Annotated in this window: 22 protein-coding genes; 6 read left to right on the top strand and 16 right to left on the bottom strand. The window is 69.2% G+C overall.

From position 1 onward, the window contains the following. Positions 1 to 3 precede the first annotated feature (3 nt). The 5 genes from fabF to fasR all read right to left on the bottom strand — a co-directional run bounded on the left by fabF (position 4) and on the right by fasR (position 4,882). A complete protein-coding gene (fabF, locus tag AB0I94_RS02670; protein WP_363307533.1) occupies positions 4 to 1,266 on the bottom strand; it encodes a beta-ketoacyl-ACP synthase II in 1,263 nt (420 codons plus the stop codon). Between the two features lie 70 nt (positions 1,267 to 1,336). Continuing rightward, on the bottom strand, positions 1,337 to 1,585 hold the full coding sequence (locus AB0I94_RS02665) for an acyl carrier protein (protein WP_160504853.1): 249 nt from the start codon (positions 1,583 to 1,585) through the stop codon (positions 1,337 to 1,339). Between the two features lie 71 nt (positions 1,586 to 1,656). Then, complete coding sequence (locus AB0I94_RS02660; RefSeq protein WP_363307532.1) at positions 1,657 to 2,688, bottom strand: ketoacyl-ACP synthase III; 1,032 nt, start codon at positions 2,686 to 2,688, stop codon at positions 1,657 to 1,659. A 17-nt stretch (positions 2,689 to 2,705) separates the two neighbouring features. Continuing rightward, a complete protein-coding gene (locus AB0I94_RS02655) occupies positions 2,706 to 3,653 on the bottom strand; it encodes an ACP S-malonyltransferase (RefSeq protein WP_363307531.1) in 948 nt (315 codons plus the stop codon). 89 nt (positions 3,654 to 3,742) lie between these two features. After that, on the bottom strand, positions 3,743 to 4,882 hold the full coding sequence (gene fasR / locus AB0I94_RS02650) for a fatty acid biosynthesis transcriptional regulator FasR (protein WP_363307750.1): 1,140 nt from the start codon (positions 4,880 to 4,882) through the stop codon (positions 3,743 to 3,745). Positions 4,883 to 5,067: 185 nt separating this feature from the next. Here fasR and AB0I94_RS02645 point away from each other — a divergent pair, with 185 nt between their 5' ends. Then, the gene (locus AB0I94_RS02645) at positions 5,068 to 5,736 is read left to right on the top strand and encodes a pirin family protein (protein ID WP_363307530.1); all 669 of its coding nucleotides are present in this window, start codon (positions 5,068 to 5,070) and stop codon (positions 5,734 to 5,736) included. A 292-nt stretch (positions 5,737 to 6,028) separates the two neighbouring features. Here AB0I94_RS02645 and AB0I94_RS02640 read toward each other — a convergent pair whose 3' ends face one another. Together AB0I94_RS02640 and AB0I94_RS02635 are read right to left on the bottom strand one after the other, a co-directional pair. Beyond that, the gene (locus AB0I94_RS02640; RefSeq protein ID WP_363307529.1) at positions 6,029 to 6,844 is read right to left on the bottom strand and encodes a serine hydrolase domain-containing protein; all 816 of its coding nucleotides are present in this window, start codon (positions 6,842 to 6,844) and stop codon (positions 6,029 to 6,031) included. Positions 6,845 to 6,863: 19 nt separating this feature from the next. Further along, complete coding sequence (locus AB0I94_RS02635) at positions 6,864 to 7,352, bottom strand: GNAT family N-acetyltransferase (RefSeq protein ID WP_363307749.1); 489 nt, start codon at positions 7,350 to 7,352, stop codon at positions 6,864 to 6,866. 122 nt (positions 7,353 to 7,474) lie between these two features. Between AB0I94_RS02635 and AB0I94_RS02630 the strand changes: the two genes are divergently transcribed. Both AB0I94_RS02630 and AB0I94_RS02625 read left to right on the top strand, forming a co-directional pair. Beyond that, entirely contained in the window at positions 7,475 to 8,014 is a 540-nt protein-coding gene (locus AB0I94_RS02630; protein ID WP_363307528.1) for a MerR family transcriptional regulator, read from the top strand. Positions 8,015 to 8,199: 185 nt separating this feature from the next. Beyond that, on the top strand, positions 8,200 to 9,141 hold the full coding sequence (locus AB0I94_RS02625) for an aldo/keto reductase (RefSeq protein WP_363307748.1): 942 nt from the start codon (positions 8,200 to 8,202) through the stop codon (positions 9,139 to 9,141). Positions 9,142 to 9,752: 611 nt separating this feature from the next. Here the strand turns inward: AB0I94_RS02625 and AB0I94_RS02620 are convergent. The 7 genes from AB0I94_RS02620 to AB0I94_RS02590 all read right to left on the bottom strand — a co-directional run bounded on the left by AB0I94_RS02620 (position 9,753) and on the right by AB0I94_RS02590 (position 17,568). Then, positions 9,753 to 10,982, bottom strand: a complete 1,230-nt coding sequence (locus tag AB0I94_RS02620) for an acyltransferase (protein WP_363307527.1) — start codon at positions 10,980 to 10,982, stop codon at positions 9,753 to 9,755. Next, positions 10,979 to 12,196, bottom strand: coding sequence for an alpha/beta hydrolase (locus tag AB0I94_RS02615; RefSeq protein WP_363307526.1), 1,218 nt, complete (start codon positions 12,194 to 12,196; stop codon positions 10,979 to 10,981). The genes AB0I94_RS02620 and AB0I94_RS02615 overlap by 4 nt, the downstream gene beginning before the upstream one ends. A gap of 150 nt (positions 12,197 to 12,346) precedes the next feature. Further along, complete coding sequence (locus AB0I94_RS02610; protein ID WP_363307525.1) at positions 12,347 to 13,018, bottom strand: response regulator transcription factor; 672 nt, start codon at positions 13,016 to 13,018, stop codon at positions 12,347 to 12,349. After that, positions 13,015 to 14,379 (bottom strand): histidine kinase, encoded by a 1,365-nt coding sequence (locus AB0I94_RS02605; RefSeq protein ID WP_363307524.1) that lies wholly within the window; start codon positions 14,377 to 14,379, stop codon positions 13,015 to 13,017. The genes AB0I94_RS02610 and AB0I94_RS02605 overlap by 4 nt, the downstream gene beginning before the upstream one ends. A gap of 165 nt (positions 14,380 to 14,544) precedes the next feature. After that, a complete protein-coding gene (locus AB0I94_RS02600; RefSeq protein WP_363307747.1) occupies positions 14,545 to 15,426 on the bottom strand; it encodes a DUF4429 domain-containing protein in 882 nt (293 codons plus the stop codon). 66 nt (positions 15,427 to 15,492) lie between these two features. Next, positions 15,493 to 16,704 carry an alpha/beta hydrolase gene (locus AB0I94_RS02595; RefSeq protein ID WP_363307523.1) on the bottom strand — a complete coding sequence of 404 codons (1,212 nt, stop codon included), beginning with the start codon at positions 16,702 to 16,704 and terminating at the stop codon, positions 15,493 to 15,495. A gap of 246 nt (positions 16,705 to 16,950) precedes the next feature. After that, positions 16,951 to 17,568, bottom strand: a complete 618-nt coding sequence (locus tag AB0I94_RS02590) for a TetR family transcriptional regulator (RefSeq protein WP_363307746.1) — start codon at positions 17,566 to 17,568, stop codon at positions 16,951 to 16,953. A 203-nt stretch (positions 17,569 to 17,771) separates the two neighbouring features. On the opposite strand from AB0I94_RS02590, the gene AB0I94_RS02585 reads away from it, so the two are divergent. Both AB0I94_RS02585 and AB0I94_RS02580 read left to right on the top strand, forming a co-directional pair. Continuing rightward, positions 17,772 to 19,382 (top strand): MFS transporter, encoded by a 1,611-nt coding sequence (locus tag AB0I94_RS02585; RefSeq protein WP_363307522.1) that lies wholly within the window; start codon positions 17,772 to 17,774, stop codon positions 19,380 to 19,382. A gap of 177 nt (positions 19,383 to 19,559) precedes the next feature. Beyond that, on the top strand, positions 19,560 to 19,976 hold the full coding sequence (locus AB0I94_RS02580; protein ID WP_363307745.1) for a peptidase inhibitor family I36 protein: 417 nt from the start codon (positions 19,560 to 19,562) through the stop codon (positions 19,974 to 19,976). Here the strand turns inward: AB0I94_RS02580 and AB0I94_RS02575 are convergent. Together AB0I94_RS02575 and aceE are read right to left on the bottom strand one after the other, a co-directional pair. Further along, a complete protein-coding gene (locus AB0I94_RS02575; protein WP_363307521.1) occupies positions 19,973 to 20,773 on the bottom strand; it encodes a potassium channel family protein in 801 nt (266 codons plus the stop codon). The genes AB0I94_RS02580 and AB0I94_RS02575 overlap by 4 nt on opposite strands. A 136-nt stretch (positions 20,774 to 20,909) precedes the next feature. After that, complete coding sequence (gene aceE / locus AB0I94_RS02570) at positions 20,910 to 23,642, bottom strand: pyruvate dehydrogenase (acetyl-transferring), homodimeric type (RefSeq protein WP_363307520.1); 2,733 nt, start codon at positions 23,640 to 23,642, stop codon at positions 20,910 to 20,912. A gap of 413 nt (positions 23,643 to 24,055) precedes the next feature. Here aceE and AB0I94_RS02565 point away from each other — a divergent pair, with 413 nt between their 5' ends. Beyond that, positions 24,056 to 24,493: a DUF3052 domain-containing protein gene (locus AB0I94_RS02565; protein ID WP_363307519.1), complete on the top strand. Its 438-nt coding sequence runs from the start codon at positions 24,056 to 24,058 to the stop codon at positions 24,491 to 24,493. Positions 24,494 to 24,589: the final 96 nt, after the last annotated feature.

The raw sequence follows: 24,589 nt of genomic DNA, 5'->3' as shown, positions 1-24,589 counted from the left end.
TGCTCAGACGGTCCTGAACGCGAGCACCACGTTGTGGCCGCCGAAGCCGAACGAGTCGTTTAGCGCCGCGATCCTGCCCTCGGGCAGTGCGCGCGCCTCGTCGCGGACGATGTCCGCGTCGACCTCGGGGTCGAGGTTCTCGATGTTGATCGTCGGCGGGGCCATGCGGTTCTTCAGCGCGAGGACCGTGGCCACGGTCTCCACGCCGCCCGCGCCACCGAGCAGGTGACCCGTCATCGACTTCGTGCTGGCGATCGCCATGTGGTCGACGTCGTCGCCGAAGGCCTTGCGCAGCGCCTTGATCTCGGCGACGTCACCCTGCGGCGTCGAGGTCGCGTGCGCGTTCACGTGCATGATCTCGGCGGGCTTGAGGTCCGTGGTGTCGATCAGGTTCTGCAGGGCTGCCGCGATGCCGTTGCCGGACGGCTCGGGCTGCGTGATGTGGTGGGCGTCGGCCGAGATGCCCTGGCCGACGGCCTCCGCGTAGATCTTCGCGCCGCGGGCCTTGGCGTGCTCCTCGGACTCCAGGACGATCACGCCGGCGCCCTCGCCGAGCACGAAGCCGTTGCGGTCCGCGTCGTAGGGACGCGAGGCGCCCTTCGGGTCGTCGTTGTTCTTGGACATCGCCATCATGTTGCCGAACGCGACGATCGGCAGCGGGTGGATCGCCGCCTCCGTGCCGCCCGCGACGACGACGTCGGCGCGGCCGGTGCGGATCATCTCGATCGCGTAGCCGATGGCCTCGGCGCCCGAGGCGCACGCCGACACGGGAGTGTGCACACCCGCGTGGGCGCCCAGCTCGATGCCGACGTTGGCCGCCGGCGAGTTGGGCATGAGCATCGGAACGGTGTGCGGGGAGACGCGGCGTACGCCCTTCTCCTTGAGCACGTCGTACTGGTCGAGCAGGGTGGTCACGCCGCCGATGCCGGAGGCGATGACCGCACCCAGGCGGTGCGGGTCGACCGACGCGTCCTCGCCGGCCTTCGCGGTGTAACCCGCGTCGGCCCAGGCCTCCTTGGCCGCGATCAGCGCGAACTGCGCCGAACGGTCGAGCTTGCGGGCCTGCGGACGCGGGATGACCTCGCCCGGCTCGACCGCGATCTGGCCCGCGATGCGGACCGGAAGCTCGGCCGCCCAGTCCTGTTCCAGAAGACGTACACCGGAACGGCCCGCGAGCAGACCGTCCCAGGTCGAGGCTGCGTCGCCACCCAGCGGTGTGGTTGCGCCGATACCGGTGACGACCACGGTGCGATTGGTCGAGTTCACAGGAAAATTCTCCACGGTGTTGAGGGGATCAGCGGCGCCACCGCCGGGTGGCGACAGCAGAGCAGCCTGGTCAGGCCTGGTGCTTGAGGATGTAGCTGGTCGCGTCGCCGACCGTCTTGAGGTTCTTGACGTCGTCGTCCGGGATCTTGACGTCGAAGCGCTCTTCGGCGGCGACGACGACCTCGACCATGGACAGCGAGTCGACGTCCAGGTCGTCGGTGAAGGACTTGTCCAGCTGGACGTCCTCGACCGGGATGCCGGCGATCTCGTTCACGATCTCGGCGAGACCGGCGACGATCTCTTCCTGAGTGGCGGCCATGTTGGCGCTCCTTCTATGTATCCAGAGGGTGTGGCGGCATTCGTACGGATCGGGTGATCCGGACTTGATGCCTAGGGGAGGGTAACGACCGTGGCGGCGTACACGAGACCCGCCCCGAAGCCGATGACGAGCGCGGTGTCGCCGCTCTTCGCCTCGCCGGTGGCCAGGAGCCGCTCCATCGCGAGCGGGATCGAGGCTGCCGACGTGTTGCCGGTGGTGCGCACATCACGGGCGACCGTGACGTGTGCCGGCAGTTTCAGAGTCTTCACCATCGAGTCGATGATCCGCTCGTTGGCCTGGTGCGGGATGAAGACATCCAGGTCGTCCGCGGTGATTCCGGCCGCGTCCAGCGCCTGCTGGGCGACCTTCGCCATCTCGAACACGGCCCAGCGGAAGACCGCCTGGCCCTCCTGCGTGATCGCAGGGAACTTGATGTTGCCCTCGCGGTCGAGCGGCAGCTTCGAGACATCGCCGACGTGCAGGTCGTTCCACGCGACGGTCTGCTTGATGGTCTCGGACTTGTCGCCCTCGCTGCCCCAGACGGTGGGGCCGATGTGCGGCTCCGTGGACGGGCCGACGATCACGGCACCCGCGCCGTCGCCGAACAGGAAGGCCGTCGCGCGGTCCTCCAGGTCGGTGAGGTCGCTCAGCCGCTCGACGCCGATGACCAGGACGTACTCCGCGGAACCGTCGACGATCATGCCCTTGGCGAGGGTGAGGCCGTAGCCGAAGCCCGCGCAGCCGGCGGAGATGTCGAACGCGGCGGGCTTGCCCGCGCCGATCTTGTCCGCGATCTCGGTCGCGATGGCCGGGGTCTGCTTGAAGTGCGAGACCGTCGAGACGACGACCGCGCCGATCTGCTCCGGGGTGATGCCCGCGTCGGCGATCGCCTTGCCGGACGCCTCGATGGACATCGCGGCCACGGTCTCCTCGTCGGAGGCCCAGTGGCGGGTCGCGATGCCGGAGCGGGAGCGGATCCACTCGTCGGACGAGTCGATCGTCTCGAGGATCACCTCGTTGGGCACGACACGGGTCGGGCGGTAACCGCCGACACCCATGATGCGCGCGTACGGGGCGCCCTTACTGGGCTTGATCTTCGACATGCTCTCCTGGCTCCTTCTCAGGCACCCGCCGCGTCGGCGGCGGATGCAGTGTCGGCGATGAGCTCAGTTGCGGCGTCGAGATCGGCAGGGGTCTTGAGGGCCACCGTCCGCACGCCGGGCAGCGCGCGCTTGGCGAGACCGGTCAGCGTGCCACCGGGGCACAGCTCGATCATCGCCGTGGTACCCAGGTCCTTGAACGTCTCCATGCACAGGTCCCAGCGCACCGGGTTGGCCACCTGGCCGACCAGGCGGGACACGACGTCCGAGCCGGTCGCCACGGCCTGGCCGTCGCGGTTCGAGACGTACGTCAGCTTCGGGTCGGCCGGGTCGAGGGCCTTGGCGGCCTCTTCGAGCGTGGCGACCGCGGGAGCCATGTGGTGCGTGTGGAACGCGCCCGCCACCTTCAGCGGTACGACGCGGCGGACGCCTTCCGGCTTGTCCTCGGCGAGCGCCGCGATCTGCTCGGCGGTGCCCGCGGCGACGATCTGGCCCGCGCCGTTCACGTTCGCCGGCGTCAGGCCGAGCTTCTCCAGGTACGGGATGGTGACCTCGGGGTCGCCGCCGAGCAGCGCCGCCATGCCGGTCTCCGTGATCGCGGCGGCGTCGGCCATGGCCAGACCCCGCTTGCGGACCAGGCCGAGCGCGGCCTCTTCGGTGAGCACACCGGCGAACGCGGCGGCGGTGATCTCGCCGACGCTGTGTCCCGCGACCGCGCCGGGCTTGTTCCCGGCGAGGGCGTCACTGAGTGCCGCGGCGGACAGCAGACCGGCGGCCACGAGCAGGGGCTGGGCCACGGCGGTGTCGCGGATCGCGTCCGCGTCGGCCTGCGTGCCGTAGTGGGCAAGGTCGAGCCCGATGGCGTCCGACCACGCGCCGATGCGGTCGGCCGCACCGGGGAGGTCGAGCCAGGGAGTCAGGAAGCCGGGCGTCTGAGCGCCTTGGCCGGGAGCGACGAGTACGAGCACTCTCACACTCTCTCTTGTGGACGGTGCAAGCCGCCCGTGGGGACAGGGACGAAGAACGGCTGGGGGAATTGTAGAGGTCCGACAAAATCCTATGGTTGGAGATCTCCGTCGGCCAGACGTCCCAGGATCAGCGCGATCCGCAGCGTGAATGCGGAACGTACGTCCGAGGGCGACCAGCCGGTGACGTCTGTCACACGTCGCAGCCGGTAGCGCACGGTGTTGGGGTGCACGAAGAGCATGCGTGCCGCGCCTTCGAGACTGCTGGCCTGCTCCAGATAGACGCTGAGCGTCTCCAGAAGCGCGGAGCCGGCTTCCTCCAGTGGTCTGTAGATCTCCTCCACCAACTGCTCGCGCGCGGCCGGATCGCTCGCGATCGCGCGCTCCGGCAGGAGATCGTCCGCCAGAACGGGGCGCGGGGCGTCCTGCCAGGCGGCACAGGCCTTGAGCCCGGCGGCCGCGGCCTGCGCGGACCGGGTGGCGGCGAGCAGGTCGGGGACGATGGGGCCGGCGACGACGGGCCCGGCCGCGTACGGGCCGATCAGACCCTTGGCGACCTGCAGCGGATTGTCGCTGCCGCCCGCGATGACGACCAGACGGTCGCCGAGTACACCGGTCAGGACCTGGAGCTTGGTGTGCCGTGCGGCGCGGCGGATGGCTTCGACGGTGAGTTCGCTGTCGCCGTCGGGCGCGGTGCCGAGGACGACACAGACGTGCTCGGGGGAGTTCCAGCCGAGCGCCGCGGCCCTGCTCACCGCCCCCTCGTCGGCTTCCCCGGAGAGCACCGCGTTCACGACGAGGGACTCAAGCCGGGCGTCCCAGGCACCGCGTGCCTCGGCGGCCTGCGCGTAGACCTGCGCCGTGGCGAAGGCGATCTCGCGGGCGTACACGAGGAGCGCCTCACGGAGGACGGATTCGTCACCGGGGGCCGCGATCTCGTCGACCGCGGACTCCATCACCTCGATCGTCGTACGCACCATCTCCACGGTCTGGCGCAGGGTGATCGCCCTGGTCAGCTCGCGCGGGGCGGTGCCGAAGACGTCCGTGGAGATGGCCTGGGGGGCGTCGGGACGCCGGAACCACTCGGTGAACGCGGCGATGCCGGCCTGCGCGACCAGACCGATCCACGACCGGTTCTCGGGTGGCATCGCCCGGTACCAGGACAGCGTCTCGTCCATGCGGGCGATGGCTTGCGCCGCGAGGCTGCCGGCCGACTGTTCGAGGCGCTTCAGCGTGGCTGAGTGCGCGTGAGCCTTCCGGTGCGCGTCCTGACGAGCGGCTTCCTCGTGGCGCGCGGTTTCCTCGTGGGCTGCCTGATGGGCGTCCTGGCGGGCTTCGTTCGCAGAGGGTTCGGGCACGGGGACAAGACTGCCTTATCGGGACGGGGGCGTGCGGTGCCGGGTCTAACGTGGGGTGTGTGATTGATGTACGGCGCTCCGGCGATCGGTACCGCGGCGGGGAGCCCGGAGCCGGTATCGAGACCTTCCACGCCTTCTCCTTCGGGCCGCACTACGACCCGGACAACCTCCGCTTCGGCGCGGTCCTGGCCTGCAACGAAGAGCGTCTGGCGCCCGGCGCGGGCTTCGACGAACACCCGCACAGCCACACCGAGATCGTGACCTGGGTGGTGGAGGGCGAACTGACGCACCGTGACTCGACCGGCCACGAGTCGACCGTCGGACCAGGGGACGTCCAGCACCTGAGCGCGGCCGGCGGCGTCCGCCATGTGGAACGCAACGACGGCGAGGGCCCGCTGGTCTTCGTGCAGATGTGGTTGTCCCCGCTCAGCCCTGGCGGCGACCCGGCCTACGAGGTGGTCCACGGCATCGCGGACTCGACTCCGTACGCGGTCCCGGCCGCGGGCGCGCTCCTCCACGTCCGCAGACTCGCCGCGGGCGAGCGCACCGCCATCCCGGACGCCCCCTTCGCGTACGTCCATGTCGTACGCGGCGAAGTCCACGTGTCCGGCGAGACCCTGACCCCGGGCGACGCGGCCCGCATCACGGCCGCGGAGGGCCTGGAAGCAGTGGCGAACGGCAAGGGGGCGGCGGAACTGCTGGTGTGGGAGATGACGAACGGGCGGTAGGGGAGCCGTAGCCGCCGGCGCCGCTGTGGGCAGTCGTGCCGCTGGGGCGGCACGGGTGGGCACAGCGGCGGCACCCCGCCCCCGCCGGGCTGCGGAAACGCTCCTTGCGGCAACTGGGCTGCGGGGCAGGGCTCAAGGGTGCGGGGCAGGGCAGCGCAAGCCGCGGGCAGGGCAGCGCAAGCCGCGGGCAGGGCAGCGCTAGTCGGGGGTAAGACTCAAGGCGCAGGGAGAGCTCAAGCCGAGGGGCAGGGCTCAAAGCTGCGGGCACCGCAAGGGGCCACACGAACCCCCCTCAGAGCTCGGAGAGCACCGCATCGGTGAACGGAGGCCACGCCTCGACGGCCCACGGCCCGAACGCCCGATCCGCCAGAGCGACACACGCCGCCCCCGCGTCGGGGTCGACCCAGAGGAACGTCCCGGCCTGCCCGAAATGCCCGAACGTCCGAGGCGACGACGAACTCCCGGTCCAGTGCGGCGACTTCGAGTCCCGAATCTCGAACCCGAGCCCCCAGTCATTGGGACTCTGATGCCCGTACCCGGGAAGCACACCCTTCAGCCCCGGATGCACCACGGACATCGCCTCAGCCACCGTCCGCGCATCCAGCAACCGCGGCGCCTGCACCTCGGCGGCGAACTTCACCAGGTCGTCGACGGTGGACACCCCGTCCTTGGCGGGCGAAGCCCCTCCGACGAGCCCGGTGGACGCCATCCCCAGCGGTTCGAGCACGGCCTGCCGCAGATACTCCCCGAAGGAAATGTCCGTCGCCTTGGCGATGTGATCCCCGAGCACCTCGAACCCCGAGTTCGAGTACAACCGCCGCGTCCCGGCGGGCGCCGTCACCCGGTGCTCGTCGAACGCGAGGCCACTGGTGTGCGCCAGCAGATGCCGCACGGTCGAACCCTCGGGCCCGGCGGGCTCATCGAGCTCGATCGCCCCTTCTTCGTACGCCACGAGGACCGCGTACGCCGCCAGCGGCTTGGTGACCGAAGCGAGCGCGAAACGGTGTCCGGTGGGCCCGTGCGCCCCGACAACCGTGCCGTCCGCGCGAACGACGGCGGCGGCAGCGGTGGGGACCGGCCAGTTCTCGATCAACGCCAGGCTCTGCATGCGTACGAGCCTATGCGCCCTACAGGCTCAGTCGCATCGAGGGGTCGGGCTTGCGCACGAAGCCGAGCGAGGCATACAGCGGCTCCGCTTCCGCCGACGCATTGAGATCGACACTTCCCGCACCACGCTCCCGGAACCAGTCGAGGAGCACCTGCATGCCTGCCCGCGCATACCCACGCCGCCGCTGATCCGGGTCGGTGGCGACGCTGAACACGTGACCAATGACGCCCCGCGGGTTCCCCGCCCGCCCGATGCGGTAGTCGAGTGTCCCCACCACCAGCGCCGCGAGCTTGCCGGGCCGGTCCGGCCAATCGACGACGAAGGCGGCGAAGTCGCCGTCGTGATCAGCCAGTTTGCCCCGGACGACGGAAAGGGACTCTGCATGCCAGCCGGTGTCGGACTCGGCGGCGGCCACCGCGCCGGTGGCGAACATCGAGTCGATCATCACCTGCCGCAACCTGATCAGTTCCTCTGCATCGTCCGGCGTCGCGCGACGTACAACACTCATGATCGACACCGTAGCCACCGCACGCAGCGGCGTCCCCCGATTTTCGAGGGTGTGTGTCCGTCACATATTTCCTCCCGGTTCTGCTTGCTTAGAGCGCACTCCAAGGTTCTAGCGTGGTGGTCATGACGGTGATGGAGACCGAGACCACCCGCACACGGGGCCCCGCGCAGGGCGTGACCGAAACGACCCCAGGCGCCGCCGGGAGCCCCGCAAGCCCCGACGGCACTGGCACCCGAGCGGACGCCTGCGCCTCCGCACCCACAACGCACCCCCGCCCGAACGGGCAGGACCACTACACGATCAGTGAGGTCGTCGCCTTCATCGGCCTGACCGCGCACACCCTGCGCTGGTACGAGCGAATCGGCCTGATGCCCCACATCGACCGTTCCCACACGGGCCAGCGCCGCTACCGCAACCGCGATCTGGACTGGCTCACCTTCGTCGGCAAGCTCCGTCTGACCGGCATGCCGGTGGCGGACATGGTCCGCTACGCCGAGCTGGTGCGAGAGGGCGACCACACCTTCACCGAACGCCACGAGCTTCTCGAACAGACACGCCGTGACGTCCGCACCCGCATCACGGAGCTCCAGGACACGCTCGCCGTGCTCGACTACAAGATCAACTTTTACGCTGACGCCCGACCGGCGTCGGAGAGGCACTGACACCGATGACCGCAGAGACGCCCAAGCCCCCCACGCCTACGACCGCCGCGACGCCTACGACCCCCGCGACGTCCGGGGCCCCCGGCAAGACCCCCGGCGGCGCGCCCGACGAGACGCCCGACCGGATCGCGAAGGTGCAGCTCGGGACAGGCGGTCCCGAAGTCGGCGTCCAGGGACTTGGCTGCATGGGCATGAGCTTCGCCTACGGCCCCACCGACGCCGAAGAGGCCCGGGCGACCCTGGAGCGAGCCCTCGAACTCGGCGTCACCTTCTACGACACCGCCGACGCCTACGCCGCCGGCGAGAACGAGAAGTTCCTTTCCCCCTTCCTCAAGGCCCACCGCGACGAGGTCGTCCTCGCCACCAAGTTCGCCCTGGCCATCGACCCGAACGACTCGACCAAGCGGATCATCAACAACGACCCCGCCTACATCCGCGCCTGCGTCGACGCCAGCCTCCAGCGCCTGGGCGTGGACGTCATCGACGTCTACTACATGCACCGCCGCAACCCCCAGGTCCCTATCGAGGAAACAGTCGGCGTGATGGCCGAACTGGTCGCCGCGGGCAAGGTGAAGCACCTCGGTCTCAGCGAGGTCACCGGCCCCGAACTCCGCGCCGCCCACGCCGTCCACCCCATCGCCGCCCTCCAGTCCGAGTGGTCGCTCTTCAGCCGTGACATCGAGCAGAGCGTGGTCCCCGCCGCCGCCGAACTCGGCGTCGCCCTCGTGCCCTACTCCCCGCTCGGCCGCGGCTTCCTCACCGGCTCGTTCGTCAGCGCCGACAAGGAACTCGGCAAGGACGACTTCCGCCGCCAGCAGCCCCGCTTCACGGGCGACAACGCCGCCGCCAACGCGGCCCTCCTCGAACCCGTCCGCACCGTCGCCGAAGCTCATGGCGCGAGCCTCGGCCAGATCGCCCTCGCCTGGGTCCAGCAGCAGGCCCAGGTCCACGGACTCGCCGTCGTCCCCATCCCCGGCACCCGCAAGCGCACCCGCGTCGAGGAGAACACCGCGGCCACCCACCTCGAACTCACCCCCTCCGAACTCGCTCTCCTGAACCCCATCGCCACCCAGGTAGCGGGCGACCGCTACGCCGACATGACCTTCACCTCAGCGGGCCGCGAGTAACAGCGCATCGGCTGTCCGCCGGCGAGGGGCGGTCCCGACCAGCGGGTCGGGGTCTGCCTCCGCGGGGGCGGGGCCGCCCCCCGCGGACCGGGCCCCCCGGTAAGCCGGTGACCCGGCGGATCGGGTCCCCCGGTAAGCCAGGTGACCTGGCCGCCAGGCGGGACCCGCCCGATAGGCAGGCGACCCGCCCCGGTAAGTCGGCGACCTGCCCCTGTAGGCGGGAGCCGCTCGATAGGCAGGCGTCCCCCTATAGGCAGGCGCCCCACCCCGGTAAGTCGGCGACCTGCCCCCGTGGGCGGGAGCCGCTCGATAGGCAGGCGTCCCCCTATAGGCAGGCGACCCGCCCCGGTAAGTCGGCGACCCACCCCCGTGGGCGGGAGCCGCCCGATAGGCAGGCAACCCACCCCGGTAAGCCGGCAACCCGCCCCTGTAGGCGGGAGCCGCCCGTAGCGCGCCCACCCGGCCGCCCCTCCGCCGCACAGCGACCCGCCCGGTGGGGACCCTTGCGCGGCTGCTCCGGGCGTCGCAGGTTCCTTGTGCGGCCCCACAGCCCGCCACGCCACCAGCTCCCCCTTACCGCGCGGGGTGCGGCTCCGTACGCGTTCCGCCCGTCACGCCAACCCCAGAGCGAAGACCGCGAATCCGGCCGCCAAGAGCCCGGCGAGGGCCCTTCGTGGGTGCGTGGCCTGCTTCCATGGGGACTCGAAGCCGCGGGCGTAGCGGCCTATCAGCAGCAGTAGCGCCCCGAAGACCGGGAGCCAGGCGATCCGGGCGGCTATCCAGGCCCAGGTGTCCGGGCCCGCCGTCAGCCCCTGCACCGTGCCGCCGAGGAACGAGCCGGGCACGGCCGCCGCGAGCATCGCTGTCTGGTGCCAGCAAAGGATCGTCATCGCCGACAGGTTGATCACGACCACCGGCGCCCACAGGGCGGGCCTGCGCAGCAACTTGCCGATGCGTTCCCGCAACAGGATGGCCGCACCGCTCTGCGCGGCGGCCAGCGCCAGGACGAGCAGCGACGGCGGGTGGGAATTCGTCCGGGCCTCACCCGGGACACCGACCATCGACGCCGGATAGTGGAAGACGAACAGGAGGGCCGCGAACAGCGCTGTCCCCCCGAGGAGCAGCAGCCAAGCACCGCGCCTGCCCAGTTTCTTCTCGCCCCAGCTGACGCCCAGTTGATAGGCGAACATCCAGCCGGGCAGCAGGTTCAACAGGCTCAGCGTGGACGGCATGGCGTCCCCGAACGGGCCGTAGCGCAGGAAGTCGACGACGGCGACCGAGCCGAGCAGCGGTGCCGCGGCCCAGGCACCGAACCGCTCGGCCGCCTTGATGCACCAAGGGGTGAGCGCCGTGATCACCGCATAGATACCCACGAACCACAGCGGCTGTATCACCAGCGTTGACCCCGTGCGCAGAGTCGTGCCCGGCACCCCCATCGCGTACAGCACGGGGATCAGCGCGGCCCAGACGGCCGTCACGCCGAGGACCGGGCGTCCGAGACGAGTCACACGCCCCCGAAGCCAGCGTCTCGTCGACTCCCCGCGCGCCACGGCCCGTCGGTATGACAGGACGGAGGCATAGCCGCCGACCAGGAAGAAGATGCCCAGCATCTGCAGCACCCAGGTGAGCGGTGCGAAGAATCCGAACGACGCCAGAGGGCTGGCGTTGTGCAGCGCGCCGCCCGCGTCGAGCGTGAACCCGCCGAGCAGCCAGTGACCGGTCGGCACGGCGAGCAGTGCGAGCGCTCGCAGCCCGTCTATGGCCCGGTCGCGATGTGCGGGCGTCTTGGCGTCGATCGTCGAAGCCGTTTTGCGCAGGGTGGTCAGTGGGGTGAGGCTCATGGCCGCTCTCCGAGGGGGTGGGCGTCGGCGGCAGGCGCCTCTTTGACGGCGCCGTCGTCCGGGGTGCTGGAAGCGTCCGTCTCCGCGATGGCGGCGAAGGCCTGGAGGGAATCCGTCCCCGGGGCGAAATAGCCGGTGTGGCCCTCGGCTCGCTCGGCGGGAACGTGTCGGGCGCCGAACCCCGGATCGGCAGGGTCCTCGCCATGGCCGAGGCCGAACAGCTCGACGTTCGGCACGTCACCGATCCAGTCGCTGTCGTCCTTCGCCGCCCACACGCGGGCGGAGGTGCGCAGATCGGCCACGCTGTCCGCACGCATCCCGGGGGAGCCGAGCACCACCAGGTCCGACGCTGCGAGTTGGGGTGCCGCCACGCCGCAGACCACCGAGCCGTAGCTGTGGCAGAACACGGCGGGGCTTGGGGCGCCGGAGGCAGTCATGCCCCGCACGAACCGTGCCAGCCGGGGTGCGCCGGCCTCGGCGAGCCGTCCCGTAGCGGCATCGGGGCCGAGGCCGACCGGGGTGGTGTAGCCGACCCAGGCCACCACGGCCGTGTCGGCGCCCGCCGCGGTGTGCAGGGAGCGCGCCATCCCGGCCGGTGTGCCGTACTCATCATTCGAGCGATCGAAGGTGCTCAGATCTATGTCCGAACCCGGCACGACAACTGATACGTGTCGGGCGGTCGCCAAATCCCCAAATACCTCGGCCACTTGACCTCTCCCGCGTGGATCGAACGCGAGTATCTGCCGGTCGGGGCTCAAAAGCTCTGCGTATCGCGCGACCAAGGACCGGGATCGCTCGTGGTCCTGCACGGTGAGACTCGGGTCGCTTTCGCGCGCCCGCTCACGGGCGCGCTCGGCCTTGAGAGAAAGGGAGTTGGCCTCGAAGCGCAGGGCGGCCGGGGCACCGTCCAGATTGCCGACGACGGACGGGTGCCGTGTGGCCAGCCTGTGCTGTTGCGCCTGGCTCAACGAGTCGAAGAACGCGGCGACTCGGGCGGGGCCCGCGGCCGCCGGATCCGGCAGCCGGAACCCCCACGTATGGTCCGCGCGCCAGGCTTGTGTGCCCGGCGGTGGGCCCGTCAACGGCTGCTGCTCATTGCCGACGGCCCAGCCCGTCGTGCCCGCCACGATCGTCGTCGTGAGCGCCGCGGCGATCAGCGTTCGCTTGCTGCGGGTCTTCCAGCTCCCGCGGGCTTTCCAAGAACGAAGGCGCATGGCCCGTCTCCCTCCCCATCTCGAGACACGCTCTGGCGTGACGAGGGAAAAGTAGGGAGACGGTGCCAGGCAGCACCTCACACTGGGGAGCCAACTTGCAGGTGATACCGGGGTATGTGGAGCCCATACCCCGGTATGGGGAGAGGGGCCCTACTGTTCGCCGGGCGTGATCAGACCTGACTCATAGGCGAAGATCACGGCCTGCGCGCGGTCCCGCAGATCCAACTTGGACAGCACCTTGCCGATATGGGTCTTCACGGTCTGCTCGGCGAGGACCAGGCGCTCGGCGATCTCCTGATTGGAAAGACCGCGCGCGATCAGCACAAGTACCTCGGTCTCACGCGGCGTCAGGCCGTTCAGCCGCAATGACTGGTCGGTGCGTGGACGCTGCTTGGCGAAGTCCGTGATCAGGCGACGTGTCACCGACGGAGCGAGCAGCGCATCGCCGGCCGCCACCACGCGCACCGCCGAGATCAGATCCGCCGGTGGGGCGTCCTTGAGGAGGAAGCCCGAGGCTCCGGCGCGCAGTGCCTCGTACACATAATCGTCCACGTCGAAGGTGGTGAGCATCAGCACCTTCGGCACATGCACCACTCCGGGCGGCGGGTCCAACAGGGCGCGCGCCGCGGTCAGTCCGTCCATCTCGGGCATCCGGACATCCATCAGGACGACATCGGGATGGGTGTTGCGGCTGACGTCGACACCCGCCTTGCCGTTCGGTGCCTCGCCCACGACGTCGATGTCGCTCTGGGCCGCAAGGAGTGCGGCGAATCCGGCCCGCACCATGTTCTGGTCATCGACGATGATCACGCGGATGGTCATGCGGTGCCGGATTCCTTCTTGAGGAGTGGGAGTTGGGCCGCCACACGGAAGCCGCCATCGGGCAGCGGACCGGCGTCGACCGTGCCGCCGACCAACCGTACGCGTTCGCGCATGCCGATGAGTCCGTGGCCTGTGCCGCTGTGCTCCAACGAGTCGGCTGCTTCGGTGGGCGGGCCGTTGACCACGAGGATCAGCAGATGCTGCTCGTCCAGGCTCACGGTGATGGTGGTGCGTGCCCCCGGCGCGTGCCGCATCACGTTCGACAGGGCTTCCTGGACGATGCGGTAGGCGGAGAGGTCGACGGCCGGTGTGACGTCGGCGAGCTGTGTGAGCACCGACAGTTCAGGACGTGACAGATCGATCGGTATGCCGGCACGCACCGTGGCCTCCACCAGGTGCGGCAGCCTGCTGAGCCCAGGCTGCGGGGCACGCTCGCCCGGTGTGTCCTCGCTGCGCAGCACAGCGAGCAACCGCCGCATCTCGGTGAGGGACTCGCGGGCGCTGGCGGCGATGCTCCCGAACTCCTCACGTGCCGCGTCCGGAAGGTCGCCGAGGCGGTAGGGCGCAGAGTCGGCCTGCACCGTGATCACCGACATGTGGTGAGCGACGACGTCGTGCAACTCGCGGGCGATGCGTGCTCGTTCCTCGAGGAGCGTGCGCTGGGCGCGCTCGGCCTCGCTGATGGTCTCCTGCTCGATGAGTCTGCGCTGTGCGTCGCCGCGCTCGCGCAGCAGCGCGCCGAGCAGCAGCGCGACACCGCTCAGCACGATCAGGAGCACGCTGGTGTCCTGGCTGCCGTCGTCACGGAACGCACCGAGGACGAGGCTCACGACGACGGTGACCAGCCAGATCCCGAGGAGGGTGCGGCGGCTCTCGCGCAGCGACAGCACGAGACACACGAACACGTAACCCACGATGATCATGGCTGTCCAGGGGGCGGGGCGGTCGTCGCCCATGGACAGCGTCACGATCGCCCCGAGGACATCCGCGACGATGACGATGCACCAGGCGGCCAACGGGCGGCTGACCGCCAGCAGCAGCGGTGCGGCCTGGGCGACACCCAAGGCGCCCGCCAGACCGCCGCTCACGCCGTAGTCGTTCGTCAGCACCTGAGCGGTGACGGGGATGAGTGCCGCGACGAAGCCCAGCGCGGCGATCAAGGGAAACAGCCGCATCCACCGCTTGGGCGCCCGTGCGAGGAGCGGCTCCGCCCGACCCGCGGGCGTCGAGAGAAAGGCCCCCGCCCTGCCGAGTCCTTCACGGACGCCCGCGGACGCATGCTGAAGGGCGCCCCGACGTCCGTCCGGCTCGGTGGCCGGCGGGCGGGGATCCTGGTCCGGTGGGGTCGATGCGCTGCTCATGGCCTGATCAGCGTAGGCAAGAAGCGCGCCCCGCGCCGTCGTACCGCGGAGCTGACCTGCACCTCATACCCAGGTACGAACCGGGCTCGCCTCGATACCCAGGTATGACCCGGGGACCCGTGGCCCCGCCGGTCGACAGCTTCGCCGGGCATCGGCTCGGCCGGGTCACAGCTCCGCCAGCAGCTCGGCCTTCTTCATGCTGAACTCCTCGTCCGTGAGCAGACCGGACTGGTGCAGCTCGCCGAGGTGACGGATGCGCTCCGCGATGTCCGCGGGGTCGCGACGGACCACTGGTGCGTTGCCGGGCACCGTGCCGGGAGTCAGAGCCGGGCCCGAGGACCTCACCGCGGCGAGCACCGACGCCGCGAACGGCAGCGACTCGTGCACCGGCCCGTACCCGAGGCCGAAGACGACGGCCGCGGGATCCTGGTCCGCCTGCGCGGGCTGGGCGATCGGGGTCTCACGGCGCAGCAGCCGCAGATGCCCCTCGAAGACCTCGGGGGAGCGCCACTCGACGCCGCTCAGATCCGTGACCAGGAAGCTTTGGTCGCCGGCTTTCCATTTCGCGGACGAAGCACCCGTCCAGAACCACCGGAAGGCCACTGACTTGCCGTCGAAGGAGGCCTTGCCGTCGTACGCCTTGAATTGCAGCGGAGTCTCGGGCGCGGCCACCAGATAGCGGTCCGGAGGCCCGCAGTCCCCTGTTGTGAGCTGGGCCCGCAGCTCGTCCGCGTAGTACTCGGCAAGCGTCTCCCGCTCGGCGGGCAGCACGAGTCGATACGGGTCGCAGCCGTCCTTGAGCTGGCCCGCGGCCGCCTCCATCAGCGGATCCGCGCCCGGTCTCGGCACGGCGTGCAGGACGACTGTCCCGCGCTTGCCAGGAGTCAGTGTCACCGCTGCGATCGCCTCGTGGGGGATGCGGCGTTCGCCGAGCGCCTGAAGGAGCTTCGGCGTGCGGATCCCCCGTTCGAAGCGGATGAGCACGGAGTCGGACTCGAACTCCCAGGCGGCATGAAATCCGGCCAGTACGTCACCCATGCGGCTCATCGTAGGCGGCACGCGCGCCTCCGTCCCTCCTGCGGCGTGCCGCTGTTTTGTCGATTTCTACGCGCGTCAGGCCACTGTCGCGCCGGAAAATTCCTTCCGGCAAGCGTCATCCCCGCTCGCACACCGCACCGAGCGGTACGAACCGATGCCGATGTCGGCGAAGTTCCTGAGGCTCTCCGTGCCCGGCTCGAAATAGCCGGTGTGACCGATCGCGCCCCGTGCGGAGAGCACGCGCGCGCCGAAGTCCCGGGAGACGGGATCGGCACCGTGACCGAGCCCGCCGACCTCCATGTTTGGTACATCCTGGATCCAGTCGTCGCCGTCCCTTGTGGCCCAGACCCGGGCACCTGTGCCCAGCTGTGTCACCGTGTCCGCGCGCATGCCAGGGCTGCCCGCGACCGCGATGTCGGAAACGCGGGAGGGAAGCTGCCGTGCGGCGACCCCGCACACCACCGAGCCGTAGCTGTGGCAGTACAGCGCGACGGGTGAGCGACCGGGCAGACTGCGGACCAGAGAGTTCAGCCGGATCGCGCCGTCATCCGCACGCATGGACGTGGCGGCGTCCACACCGAGGCCGACAGGCGCGGTGTAGTCGGCCCAGGCGATCACGGCGGTACGCGCGCGTGGGCTCGCAGAGTGCTCCGCGCCGTACAGCGCCTTGGCCATGCCGACAGGCGCCGAGTACTTGCGGTTCGTCCGTTCGAAAGTCAGCACGTTCGTGTCCACGCCCGGCACCACGACCGACACCCTGGAGGCCCGGTCGAGGTTTCCGAAGACCTCGGCAATACGACCCGACCCCATCGGGTCGAAGGACAGGACTTGCCGACCCGGGCGCATCATCACGCCGAAGCGCTTCATTCTGCGCTCCGCCTCCTGCTGCCCGAGCAGGGAGAGCCGGTTGTCGTGCATGCGCCGTCGCTCGGTCTTGCGCGCTTGCTCCAGGGCGATGTGGTTCGCGCGATATCGCAGCTTTACGGGGGCACCGTTCATGTTGCCGACCGCGAGGGGGTAGCGGGTGGCGAGTCGGGTGCGCTGCTGGGCGTTGAGCGACGCGAAGAAGTGGGCGAGCTTGCCTGCCGGAGCGCCGGGGTCGGGCAAGGCCCTTCCACCGATGTGCCCGCGCTCCCAGGCGGAGAGCGAGGCCGCGAGCGGCGATGCGGCGTCCTTGTGGTGGCGCACCGCGGTCCAGCCCGTGGTCGCCAGCATGATGAACACGACGGCGAGCGCAAGGAGTGCGCGCCAGGCGTTGAGTTGAGGGGAGGAGTCGAAGGAAGTCACTACGGAACACCCTAGGAGAATCGTGATGCCTACCGCGCACTGGGTGAGGCAGATCACGTTTCCTCTGGGGTAATTGAGGCATAGTGGGCGCACGTTGAGCGCTTTCATCACGCTTCGTAGGGAGGATGTGCGCGCTGCGTGCCCGAAGTGCGCCGCTACTGACGGTGCCATCAAGCGAGCACTAAACGTGTTGATTTGTTCGATGGGTCGGTGCGCCGGGCGACGCCTCGTGGAGTACGCGCATCGTCACTCTGCGCGCCAGTTCTCCGTCAACGCGGGGCCCAGTTGGTCGAGATATGTCTCGGTGATCGCGCGGATCGACTCCACGCTCGAGTCCTCGCCCGCACCCCACAGTCGCCCGGTCACGCGCATCACTCCACTGAAGGCGGCCACCACCACGCGCGGTCGCGGGTCCGTTTCCAGGTCGAGCCCCTCACGCTCGGCGATCACGCACGCGATCTCTTCCTCCATCTCGATGGAGCGGCGTAGGTGCGCGGCGAGCAAGGAAGGGGTGGACTCGATCATCTGGTAAGTCCGCATGTGGAGTTCGACCGGGACGACCTCCTCGATGGACCGGCCCATCGCGTCCCATGCTCCGAGGACGGCTCCGCGCAGCGCCACGAACGGCGTTTCGTCGGCGGGGCGTTCACGCAGCGTCTCCACGAACCGCTGCTCCACCATCTCCTGTACGGCGAAGGCGGTCTCTTGCTTGTTGGCGAAGTACCGGAAGAACGTGCGCTGAGAGACATCGACGGCTTCGGCGATCTCGTCGACCGTCGTCTCCTCGAACCCTTTGGTCGTGAAGAGCTCGAGCGCCGCACGCAGGAGCGCGTCGCGGGTGCGCTGCTTCTTCCGCTCACGCAGCCCGGGTCGAGAGGGCTCGCCGGAGACCTCCCCGGAGGTCTCGGCCTGCGGCTTCGCGGGGTCCGCGGCTCGCTGCTCGGTCCTCACGCCATGGCCCTCTTTCCGCCGTTCTGACCGACTCACCATACCTGTGAGCTACGTGACAGTTACCGACTTGTGAATTGGTTTGTCAACTGTCAGCGACTGACATTAGCCTCGAACGCATGACTAGTCAGATCACCGTCGACAAGGCGGACGAGGCGCCGGAGCCGTCGTCCGCTCCGGCCCCGGCCAAGGGGCTCCGCGGCCACCCTTGGCTGACGCTCTTCTCCGTCGCGATCGGCGTGATGATGGTCGCCCTGGACGGCACCATCGTGGCGATCGCCAACCCGGCCATCGCGAAGGACCTCGGCACCTCGATGGCCGGTGTCCAGTGGATCACCAACGGTTACCTCCTCGCTCTCGCTGTCGCGCTGATCACCGCCGGCAAGCTCGGTGACCGGTTCGGCCACCGGCAGACCTTCCTCATAGGCGTGGCGGGCTTCGCCGTGGCCTCGGGAGCCATCGGGTTCTCCAGCAGCGTCGGCCTGGTCGTCGCCTTCCGAGTGCTCCAGGGCCTCTTCGGAGCCCTCCTGATGCCGGCCGCGCTCGGCCTGCTGCGCGCCACCTTCCCGGCCGAGAAGCTGAACATGGCGATCGGCATCTGGGGCATGGTCATCGGCGCCTCGACCGCGGGCGGCCCCATCGTCGGCGGCCTGCTCGTCGAGCACGTCAGCTGGCAGTCGGTGTTCTTCATCAACGTGCCGGTCGGCGTCATCGCCCTCGTCCTCGGCCTGGTGATTCTCAAGGACCACCGTGCGCAGAACGCGCCGAAGTCCTTCGACATCCCCGGCATCGTCCTGCTGTCGGGCGGCATGTTCGCGCTGATCCTCGCCCTCATCAAGGGCTCGGAATGGGGCTGGGGCGGATCCACGACGCTGCTCTTCCTCGTGGGCGCCGTGGTTCTCTTCGCGCTCTTCGCCTTCTGGGAGACGAAGGTCAAGGAACCGCTCATCCCGCTGGGCATGTTCAAGTCCATCCCGCTGTCCGCGGGCGTGGTCCTCATGGTCCTGATGGCCTTCGCCTTCATGGGCGGCCTGTTCTTCGTCACGTTCTACCTGCAGAACGTGCACGGCATGAGCCCGGTCGACAGCGGTCTGCATCTCCTGCCGCTGACGGCGATGATGATCGTCGCCTCGCCGATCGCCGGCGCGCTCATCACCAAGTTCGGCCCGCGTGTCCCATTGGTCGGCGGCATGGTGGCCACGGCCATCGCAATGTTCGGCATGTCCACGATGACGACGGACACCGCGACGCTGCCGATGTCGCTCTGGCTCGGCCTGCTCGGCCTTGGCCTCGCGCCCGTGATGGTGGGAGCCACCGAGGTGATCGTCGGCAACGCCCCGCTGGAGCTGTCCGGCGTGGCGGGCGGCCTCCAGCAGGCCGGCATGCAGGTCGGCGGTGCGCTCGGCACGGCGGTGCTCGGTGCGCTGATGGCCGCCCGGGTCGACGAAGACCTTCCCACGAACTGGGCGGACGCCAAGCTTCCGCCCATGACGCCGGACCAGCTCGACCAGGCGTCCGCCGCCATCGAGATGGGCGGGGCCCCGGTCCCGCCGAAGGCGCCGGAGCCGGTCGCCGAAGCGATCACCTCGGTCGCGCATGACACGTTCGTATCCGGCATGGGCCTCGCCTTCACCGTCGCCGGTGTCGTCGCGGTCGTCGCGGCCCTGGTCGCCATGGCGACCAAGCGAGGCGCCAACGCGGACGCGAGCGCCGGAGTCGGGCACATCTAACCGCGCTCACAGCGGGCGGCGGTCACGCATCAGGGAAAGCCCCTCAGGGTCCAACTGGGGGGCTTTCGCCTATCTGGGTGACGCACATCCGTACCCCTTCCGACGGAGCAAGCGAGTGAGTCACAGTTCTGGCAAGTGATCCACACGACACGGGAGTTGATGCAGATGCGTACGACCATGCCCACGACTTTCGCCGCGGCCGCACTCGCCACAGTGATCCTCACCCCCGCACGGGCCGACGCCACGGCACCGGCCACACAGGCCGATCTCGCGACACCCGCGAAGCACGCCGGGGCCGCCGCGCCACCCATGCTCGCCGGCTGTGGACCGGGAGAGCTCTGTCTATGGGGAAAGGGACAGTTCAAGGGCGCTCGACAGGCGTACGAGCTGTCTGAGATCGACATCGAGAGCTGTGTAGCGCTGCCGGAGGGGGGCAGCGCTCAAGCCCTCGCCAACCGCACGGGCCGACCGGTCACCACGTATCAATCCGCGGAGTGCGGCGAGACCGGCGAGTTCGACACCTACCCAGGGGGCGGCACCTGGGTCCCCGAATCCCCCTATCGCGTACGGGCGTTCAAGGTCTGGGAGAACTAACTGACCGGAGGTACATCGAGAGTCTCCGCGGTCGGCGCCGGCCGCGGCACCTCGCACTCCGCCCCGGCCGACAGTGCCGTCACCTGTGCCCGCAGCGCTCGCACCTCCGTCGTCAGCGCCTCGATCGCCGCCGTCTGGCGCCGCTCCTCGACGTCGTCACGGTCGAAGCGCGAGATGAACCACGCCGCGATGTTGGCGGTGACCACACCCAGGAGCGCGATGCCCGACAACATCAGGCCGACGGCGAGTATGCGACCCAGCCCGGTCGTCGGCGCGTGATCGCCGTAGCCGACGGTGGTCATCGTGGTGAAGGACCACCACACCGCGTCGCCAAGGGTCTTGATGTTGCCGTTCGGCGACTCCCGCTCCACCGACAGAACGGCCAGCGAACCGAACATGAGGAGACCCACGACAGCCCCGGCGACATAGGTCGTCAGCTGAATCTGAGACGCCATCCGGGCCCGGCGCCCGACCAGCATCAGAGTCGAGACGAGTCGCAGCAACCGCAGCGGCTGCAACATCGGGAGGAGGACAGCACAAAGGTCGAGCCAGTGCGAGCGGACGAATTGCTTGCGATGGTCGGTGAGGTAGAGGCGTACGAGATAGTCGACGGCGAACGAAGCCCAGACGATCCACTCCACCACCGTGCAGGTGGTTCCGACGTTCTCGCTCGCGTCGGGCACCACGATGGGCACGGCGTAGGCGACGGCGAAGGCCACCGCGAGCACGAGGAGTGGACGCTGAGTGCGTCGCTCCCAGCGGAGCTGTGCCGGTTGATGCTTTATGGGCGCTTCCATGCGCGCATCGTAGGAAACGCCGGAGGGCGGCGGGAGCCACCGCCCCACCGCCCTCCGAACGACCTGCGTGCTACAGGTGCCACGCATTGGCGCAGCGTCTGGCGCCGCGCCAATGGCACGGCGCCTACCGCAAGGCCTAGGCGTCGCCTCCAGCGGCGCCCGGGTCAGCCGCCGTGACGTCAAGCAGCTGGTAGCGGTCGATGGCCTGCTTCAGCACTGAGCGGTCCAGCTTGCCCTCGCGGGCCAGCTCGGTGAGTACGCCGACCACGATCGACTGCGCGTCGATGTGGAAGAAACGGCGGGCCGCACCGCGGGTGTCCGCGAAGCCGAAGCCGTCGGCACCCAGGGACTGGTAGGTGCCGGGGACCCAGCGGGAGATCTGGTCGGGGACGCTCCGCATCCAGTCGGAGACGGCCACGAACGGACCCTCGGCCCCCGACAGCTTCTGCGTCACGTACGGGGTGCGCTGTTCCTCTTCGGGGTGCAGGAGGTTGTGGCGCTCCACGTCGACCGCCTCGCGGCGCAGTTCGTTCCAGGAGGTCGCCGACCAGACGTCCGCCTTGACGTTCCACTCCGAAGCGAGGATCTGCTGGGCCTCGACCGCCCACGGCACCGCGACACCGGAGGCGAGGATCTGCGCCGGGATGGCGCCCTGCTCGCCCGACTTGAAGCGGTAGATGCCCTTGAGGATGCCGTCCACGTCGACATCGGCGGGCTCGGCCGGGTGCTGGATCGGCTCGTTGTAGACGGTGAGGTAGTAGAAGACGTCCTCGCTGTCCGGGCCGTACATCCGGCGCAGGCCGTCCTTGACGATGTGCGCGATCTCGTAGCCGAAGGCCGGGTCGTAGGCGACGCAGCCGGGGTTGGTCGAGGCGAGCAACTGCGAATGGCCGTCCGCGTGCTGGAGGCCCTCGCCGGTCAGCGTCGTACGGCCGGCGGTGGCGCCCAGGACGAAGCCGCGGGCCAGCTGGTCGGCCATCTGCCAGAACTGGTCGCCGGTGCGCTGGAAACCGAACATCGAGTAGAAGACGTACACCGGGATCAGCGGTTCGCCGTGGGTGGCGTAGGCCGAGCCCGCGGCGATCAGCGAGGCCGTGCAGCCGGCCTCGGAGATGCCGTCGTGCAGCATCTGGCCGGTCGGGGACTCCTTGTACGCGAGGAGCAGTTCCCGGTCGACGGCCTCGTACTGCTGGCCGAGCGGGTTGTAGATCTTCGCGCTCGGGAAGAAGGCGTCCATGCCGAAGGTGCGGTACTCATCGGGGGCGATCAGCACGAAGCGCTTGCCGATCTCCTTGTCCCGCATGAGGTCCTTCAGGATGCGGACGAACGCCATGGTCGTGGCGATCGACTGCTGGCCCGAACCCTTCTTCGCGGTCGCGTACGTCTTGTCCTCGGGAAGCTGGAGGGGCTTCGAGCGGACCACGCGGGTCGGGACGTAACCGCCCAGGCCCCGGCGGCGGTCGTGCATGTACTGGATCTCTTCCGAGTCACGGCCCGGGTGGTAGTACGGCGGGGGGCCGTCCTCCAGCTGCTTGTCCGTGATCGGGATGTGCAGGCGGTCGCGGAAGCGCCTGAGGTCGTCGACCGTCAGCTTCTTCATCTGGTGGGTGGCGTTGCGGCCCTCGAAGTTCGGGCCGAGCGTCCAGCCCTTGACCGTCTGCGCCAGGATGACGGTCGGCTGGCCCTTGTGGGCCTTGGCGGCCGCGTATGCCGCGTAGACCTTCTTGTGGTCGTGGCCGCCGCGGCCCAGGTGCAGGATCTGCTCGTCGGTCATGTTCTCGACCATGGCGCGCAGCCGGTGGTCGTCGCCGAAGAAGTGCTCGCGGATGTACGAACCGGTCTCGGTCGCGTACGTCTGGAACTGGCCGTCGGGCGTGGTGTTGAGACGGTTGACCAGGACGCCGTCGCGGTCCTGCGCGAGCAGCGGGTCCCAGCTGCGGTCCCAGACCAGCTTGATGACGTTCCAGCCGGCGCCGCGGAACTGCGACTCGAGCTCCTGGATGATCTTGCCATTGCCGCGCACGGGTCCGTCGAGGCGCTGGAGGTTGCAGTTGACGACGAAGGTCAGGTTGTCCAGGCCCTCGCGGGCGGCGATGGAGAGCTGGCCGAGCGACTCGGGCTCGTCCATCTCGCCGTCGCCGAGGTAGGCCCAGACGTGTGACTTGGAGGTGTCGGCGATGCCGCGCGCCTCCATGTAGCGGTTCATACGCGCCTGGAAGATCGCGCCGAGCGGGCCGAGGCCCATCGAGACGGTCGGGAACTCCCAGAAGTCCGGCATCAGACGCGGGTGCGGGTAGGACGAAAGCCCGTGCGGAGCCTTCGACTTCTCCTGGCGGAAGCCGTCGAGCTGCTGCTCGGACAGCCGGTCGAGGAGGAACGCGCGGGCGTAGATGCCGGGGGACGCGTGCCCCTGGAAGAAGATCTGGTCGCCGCCGTCGCCCTCGTCCTTGCCGCGGAAGAAGTGGTTGAAGCCCACGTCGTAGAGCGAGGCGGAGGAGGCGAAGGTGGCGATGTGGCCGCCGACAGCGATGCCGGGGCGCTGGGCGCGCGACACCATCACGGCGGCGTTCCAGCGGGTCGCGTTCAGGACCTTGCGCTCGATCTCCTCGTTGCCGGGGAAGAACGGCTCGTCCTTGGTGGCGATCGTGTTGATGTAGTCCGTGCTGCGCATCTCGGGCACGGCGACGCGCTTTTCGCGCGCGCGTTCGATAAGCCGGAGCATCAGGTAGCGGGCCCGCTCGCGGCCGCGTTCGTCGACCGCGGCATCGAGGGAGTCGAGCCACTCCTGGGTCTCTTCGGGATCGAAGTCCGGGACCTGACTCGGCAGGCCGCCAATGATGATCGGGTTGCGATCGGATCCGGAAGCCACGCTGTTCCTTCGCTGTTGGGGCTTTCGCCTGGGTTCTGCCTGGCTGTGAGACGTTCCCCATCGTGTACCGCGTAGACGCAATCGTCATCTCTACTGAGAGGTAACCGACGGGTTCGCCCGGCGGCCCTGGGGTAGGCTCGACCAAATCGCAACGATACGCCCATCCTGCCTAGCCGGTTCGTAAGACCGTTCGGACACCGATTCCGTTCGGTGTCGTGCGAGCGAAGTGCGAGCGGAGAAGGACCTGGCAGGTGGGCCTTGAGTTGCGGCGACACGGCCGGGAACGTCACCGTTTCAGCGGTCTTGACGGCCGGGTACTTGCGCGATCCGGTCCGCCCGTGTGGACTACCGCCAATGTCCCGCGCACGCGCGTGGGTGAAGGCATTCCCGAAAACATGATCAGGAGGCAAGCCGTGAGCGCGACCGCGGACCACGCGGAGGAGCGGACCAACCCTGCCGCGAGGCTGGGTTTCCAGCCCGAGCAGGTGGTCCAGGAGATCGGCTACGACGACGATGTCGATCAGGAGCTCCGCGAGGCCATTGAAGGGGTGATCGGCAGTGAGCTCGTCGACGAGGATTACGACGACACTGCTGACGCCGTGGTGCTGTGGTTCCGCGAGGACGACGGCGACCTGACGGATGCGCTGGTGGACGCCACCCAGCTGATCGAAGAAGGCGGCGACCTCTGGCTGATGACGCCCAAGACAGGCCGTGACGGCTATGTCGAGCCGAGCGACATCAACGAAGCAGCCACGACCGCAGGCCTCGCTCAGACCAGGAGCATCAGCGCGGGCAAGGACTGGACGGGCAGCCGTCTGGTCACGCCGAAGGCGGCAGCCAAGAAGCGGTGAAGCTGCCGCTCAGGCAGCAGGAAGTCGACTGAGCCAATCGCTGTGAGCCCCCACCGACGTATGCCGGTGGGGGCTCACGCGTGCGTGGGGGCCCGG

The organism is Streptomyces sp. NPDC050147 (genome assembly GCF_040660195.1).
Taxonomy (GTDB): Bacteria; Actinomycetota; Actinomycetes; order Streptomycetales; family Streptomycetaceae; genus Streptomyces.
The sequence above is the reverse complement of the archived record's forward strand: the minus strand, read 5'-3'. Positions and strand labels throughout refer to the sequence as shown.

Coding starts and splice junctions, on each gene's coding strand:
- AB0I94_RS02630 (WP_363307528.1), top strand. CDS start 7,475: ATGACGGTGATGGAGACCGAGACCACCCGCACACGGGGCCCCGCGCAG.
- AB0I94_RS02580 (WP_363307745.1), top strand. CDS start 19,560: ATGCCCACGACTTTCGCCGCGGCCGCACTCGCCACAGTGATCCTCACC.
- AB0I94_RS02660 (WP_363307532.1), bottom strand. CDS start 2,688: ATGTCGAAGATCAAGCCCAGTAAGGGCGCCCCGTACGCGCGCATCATG.
- AB0I94_RS02585 (WP_363307522.1), top strand. CDS start 17,772: ATGACTAGTCAGATCACCGTCGACAAGGCGGACGAGGCGCCGGAGCCG.
- AB0I94_RS02575 (WP_363307521.1), bottom strand. CDS start 20,773: ATGGAAGCGCCCATAAAGCATCAACCGGCACAGCTCCGCTGGGAGCGA.
- AB0I94_RS02625 (WP_363307748.1), top strand. CDS start 8,200: ATGGGCATGAGCTTCGCCTACGGCCCCACCGACGCCGAAGAGGCCCGG.
- AB0I94_RS02640 (WP_363307529.1), bottom strand. CDS start 6,844: ATGCAGAGCCTGGCGTTGATCGAGAACTGGCCGGTCCCCACCGCTGCC.
- AB0I94_RS02610 (WP_363307525.1), bottom strand. CDS start 13,018: ATGACCATCCGCGTGATCATCGTCGATGACCAGAACATGGTGCGGGCC.
- AB0I94_RS02620 (WP_363307527.1), bottom strand. CDS start 10,982: ATGAGCCTCACCCCACTGACCACCCTGCGCAAAACGGCTTCGACGATC.
- AB0I94_RS02635 (WP_363307749.1), bottom strand. CDS start 7,352: ATGAGTGTTGTACGTCGCGCGACGCCGGACGATGCAGAGGAACTGATC.
- AB0I94_RS02615 (WP_363307526.1), bottom strand. CDS start 12,196: ATGCGCCTTCGTTCTTGGAAAGCCCGCGGGAGCTGGAAGACCCGCAGC.
- AB0I94_RS02605 (WP_363307524.1), bottom strand. CDS start 14,379: ATGAGCAGCGCATCGACCCCACCGGACCAGGATCCCCGCCCGCCGGCC.
- AB0I94_RS02600 (WP_363307747.1), bottom strand. CDS start 15,426: ATGAGCCGCATGGGTGACGTACTGGCCGGATTTCATGCCGCCTGGGAG.
- AB0I94_RS02665 (WP_160504853.1), bottom strand. CDS start 1,585: ATGGCCGCCACTCAGGAAGAGATCGTCGCCGGTCTCGCCGAGATCGTG.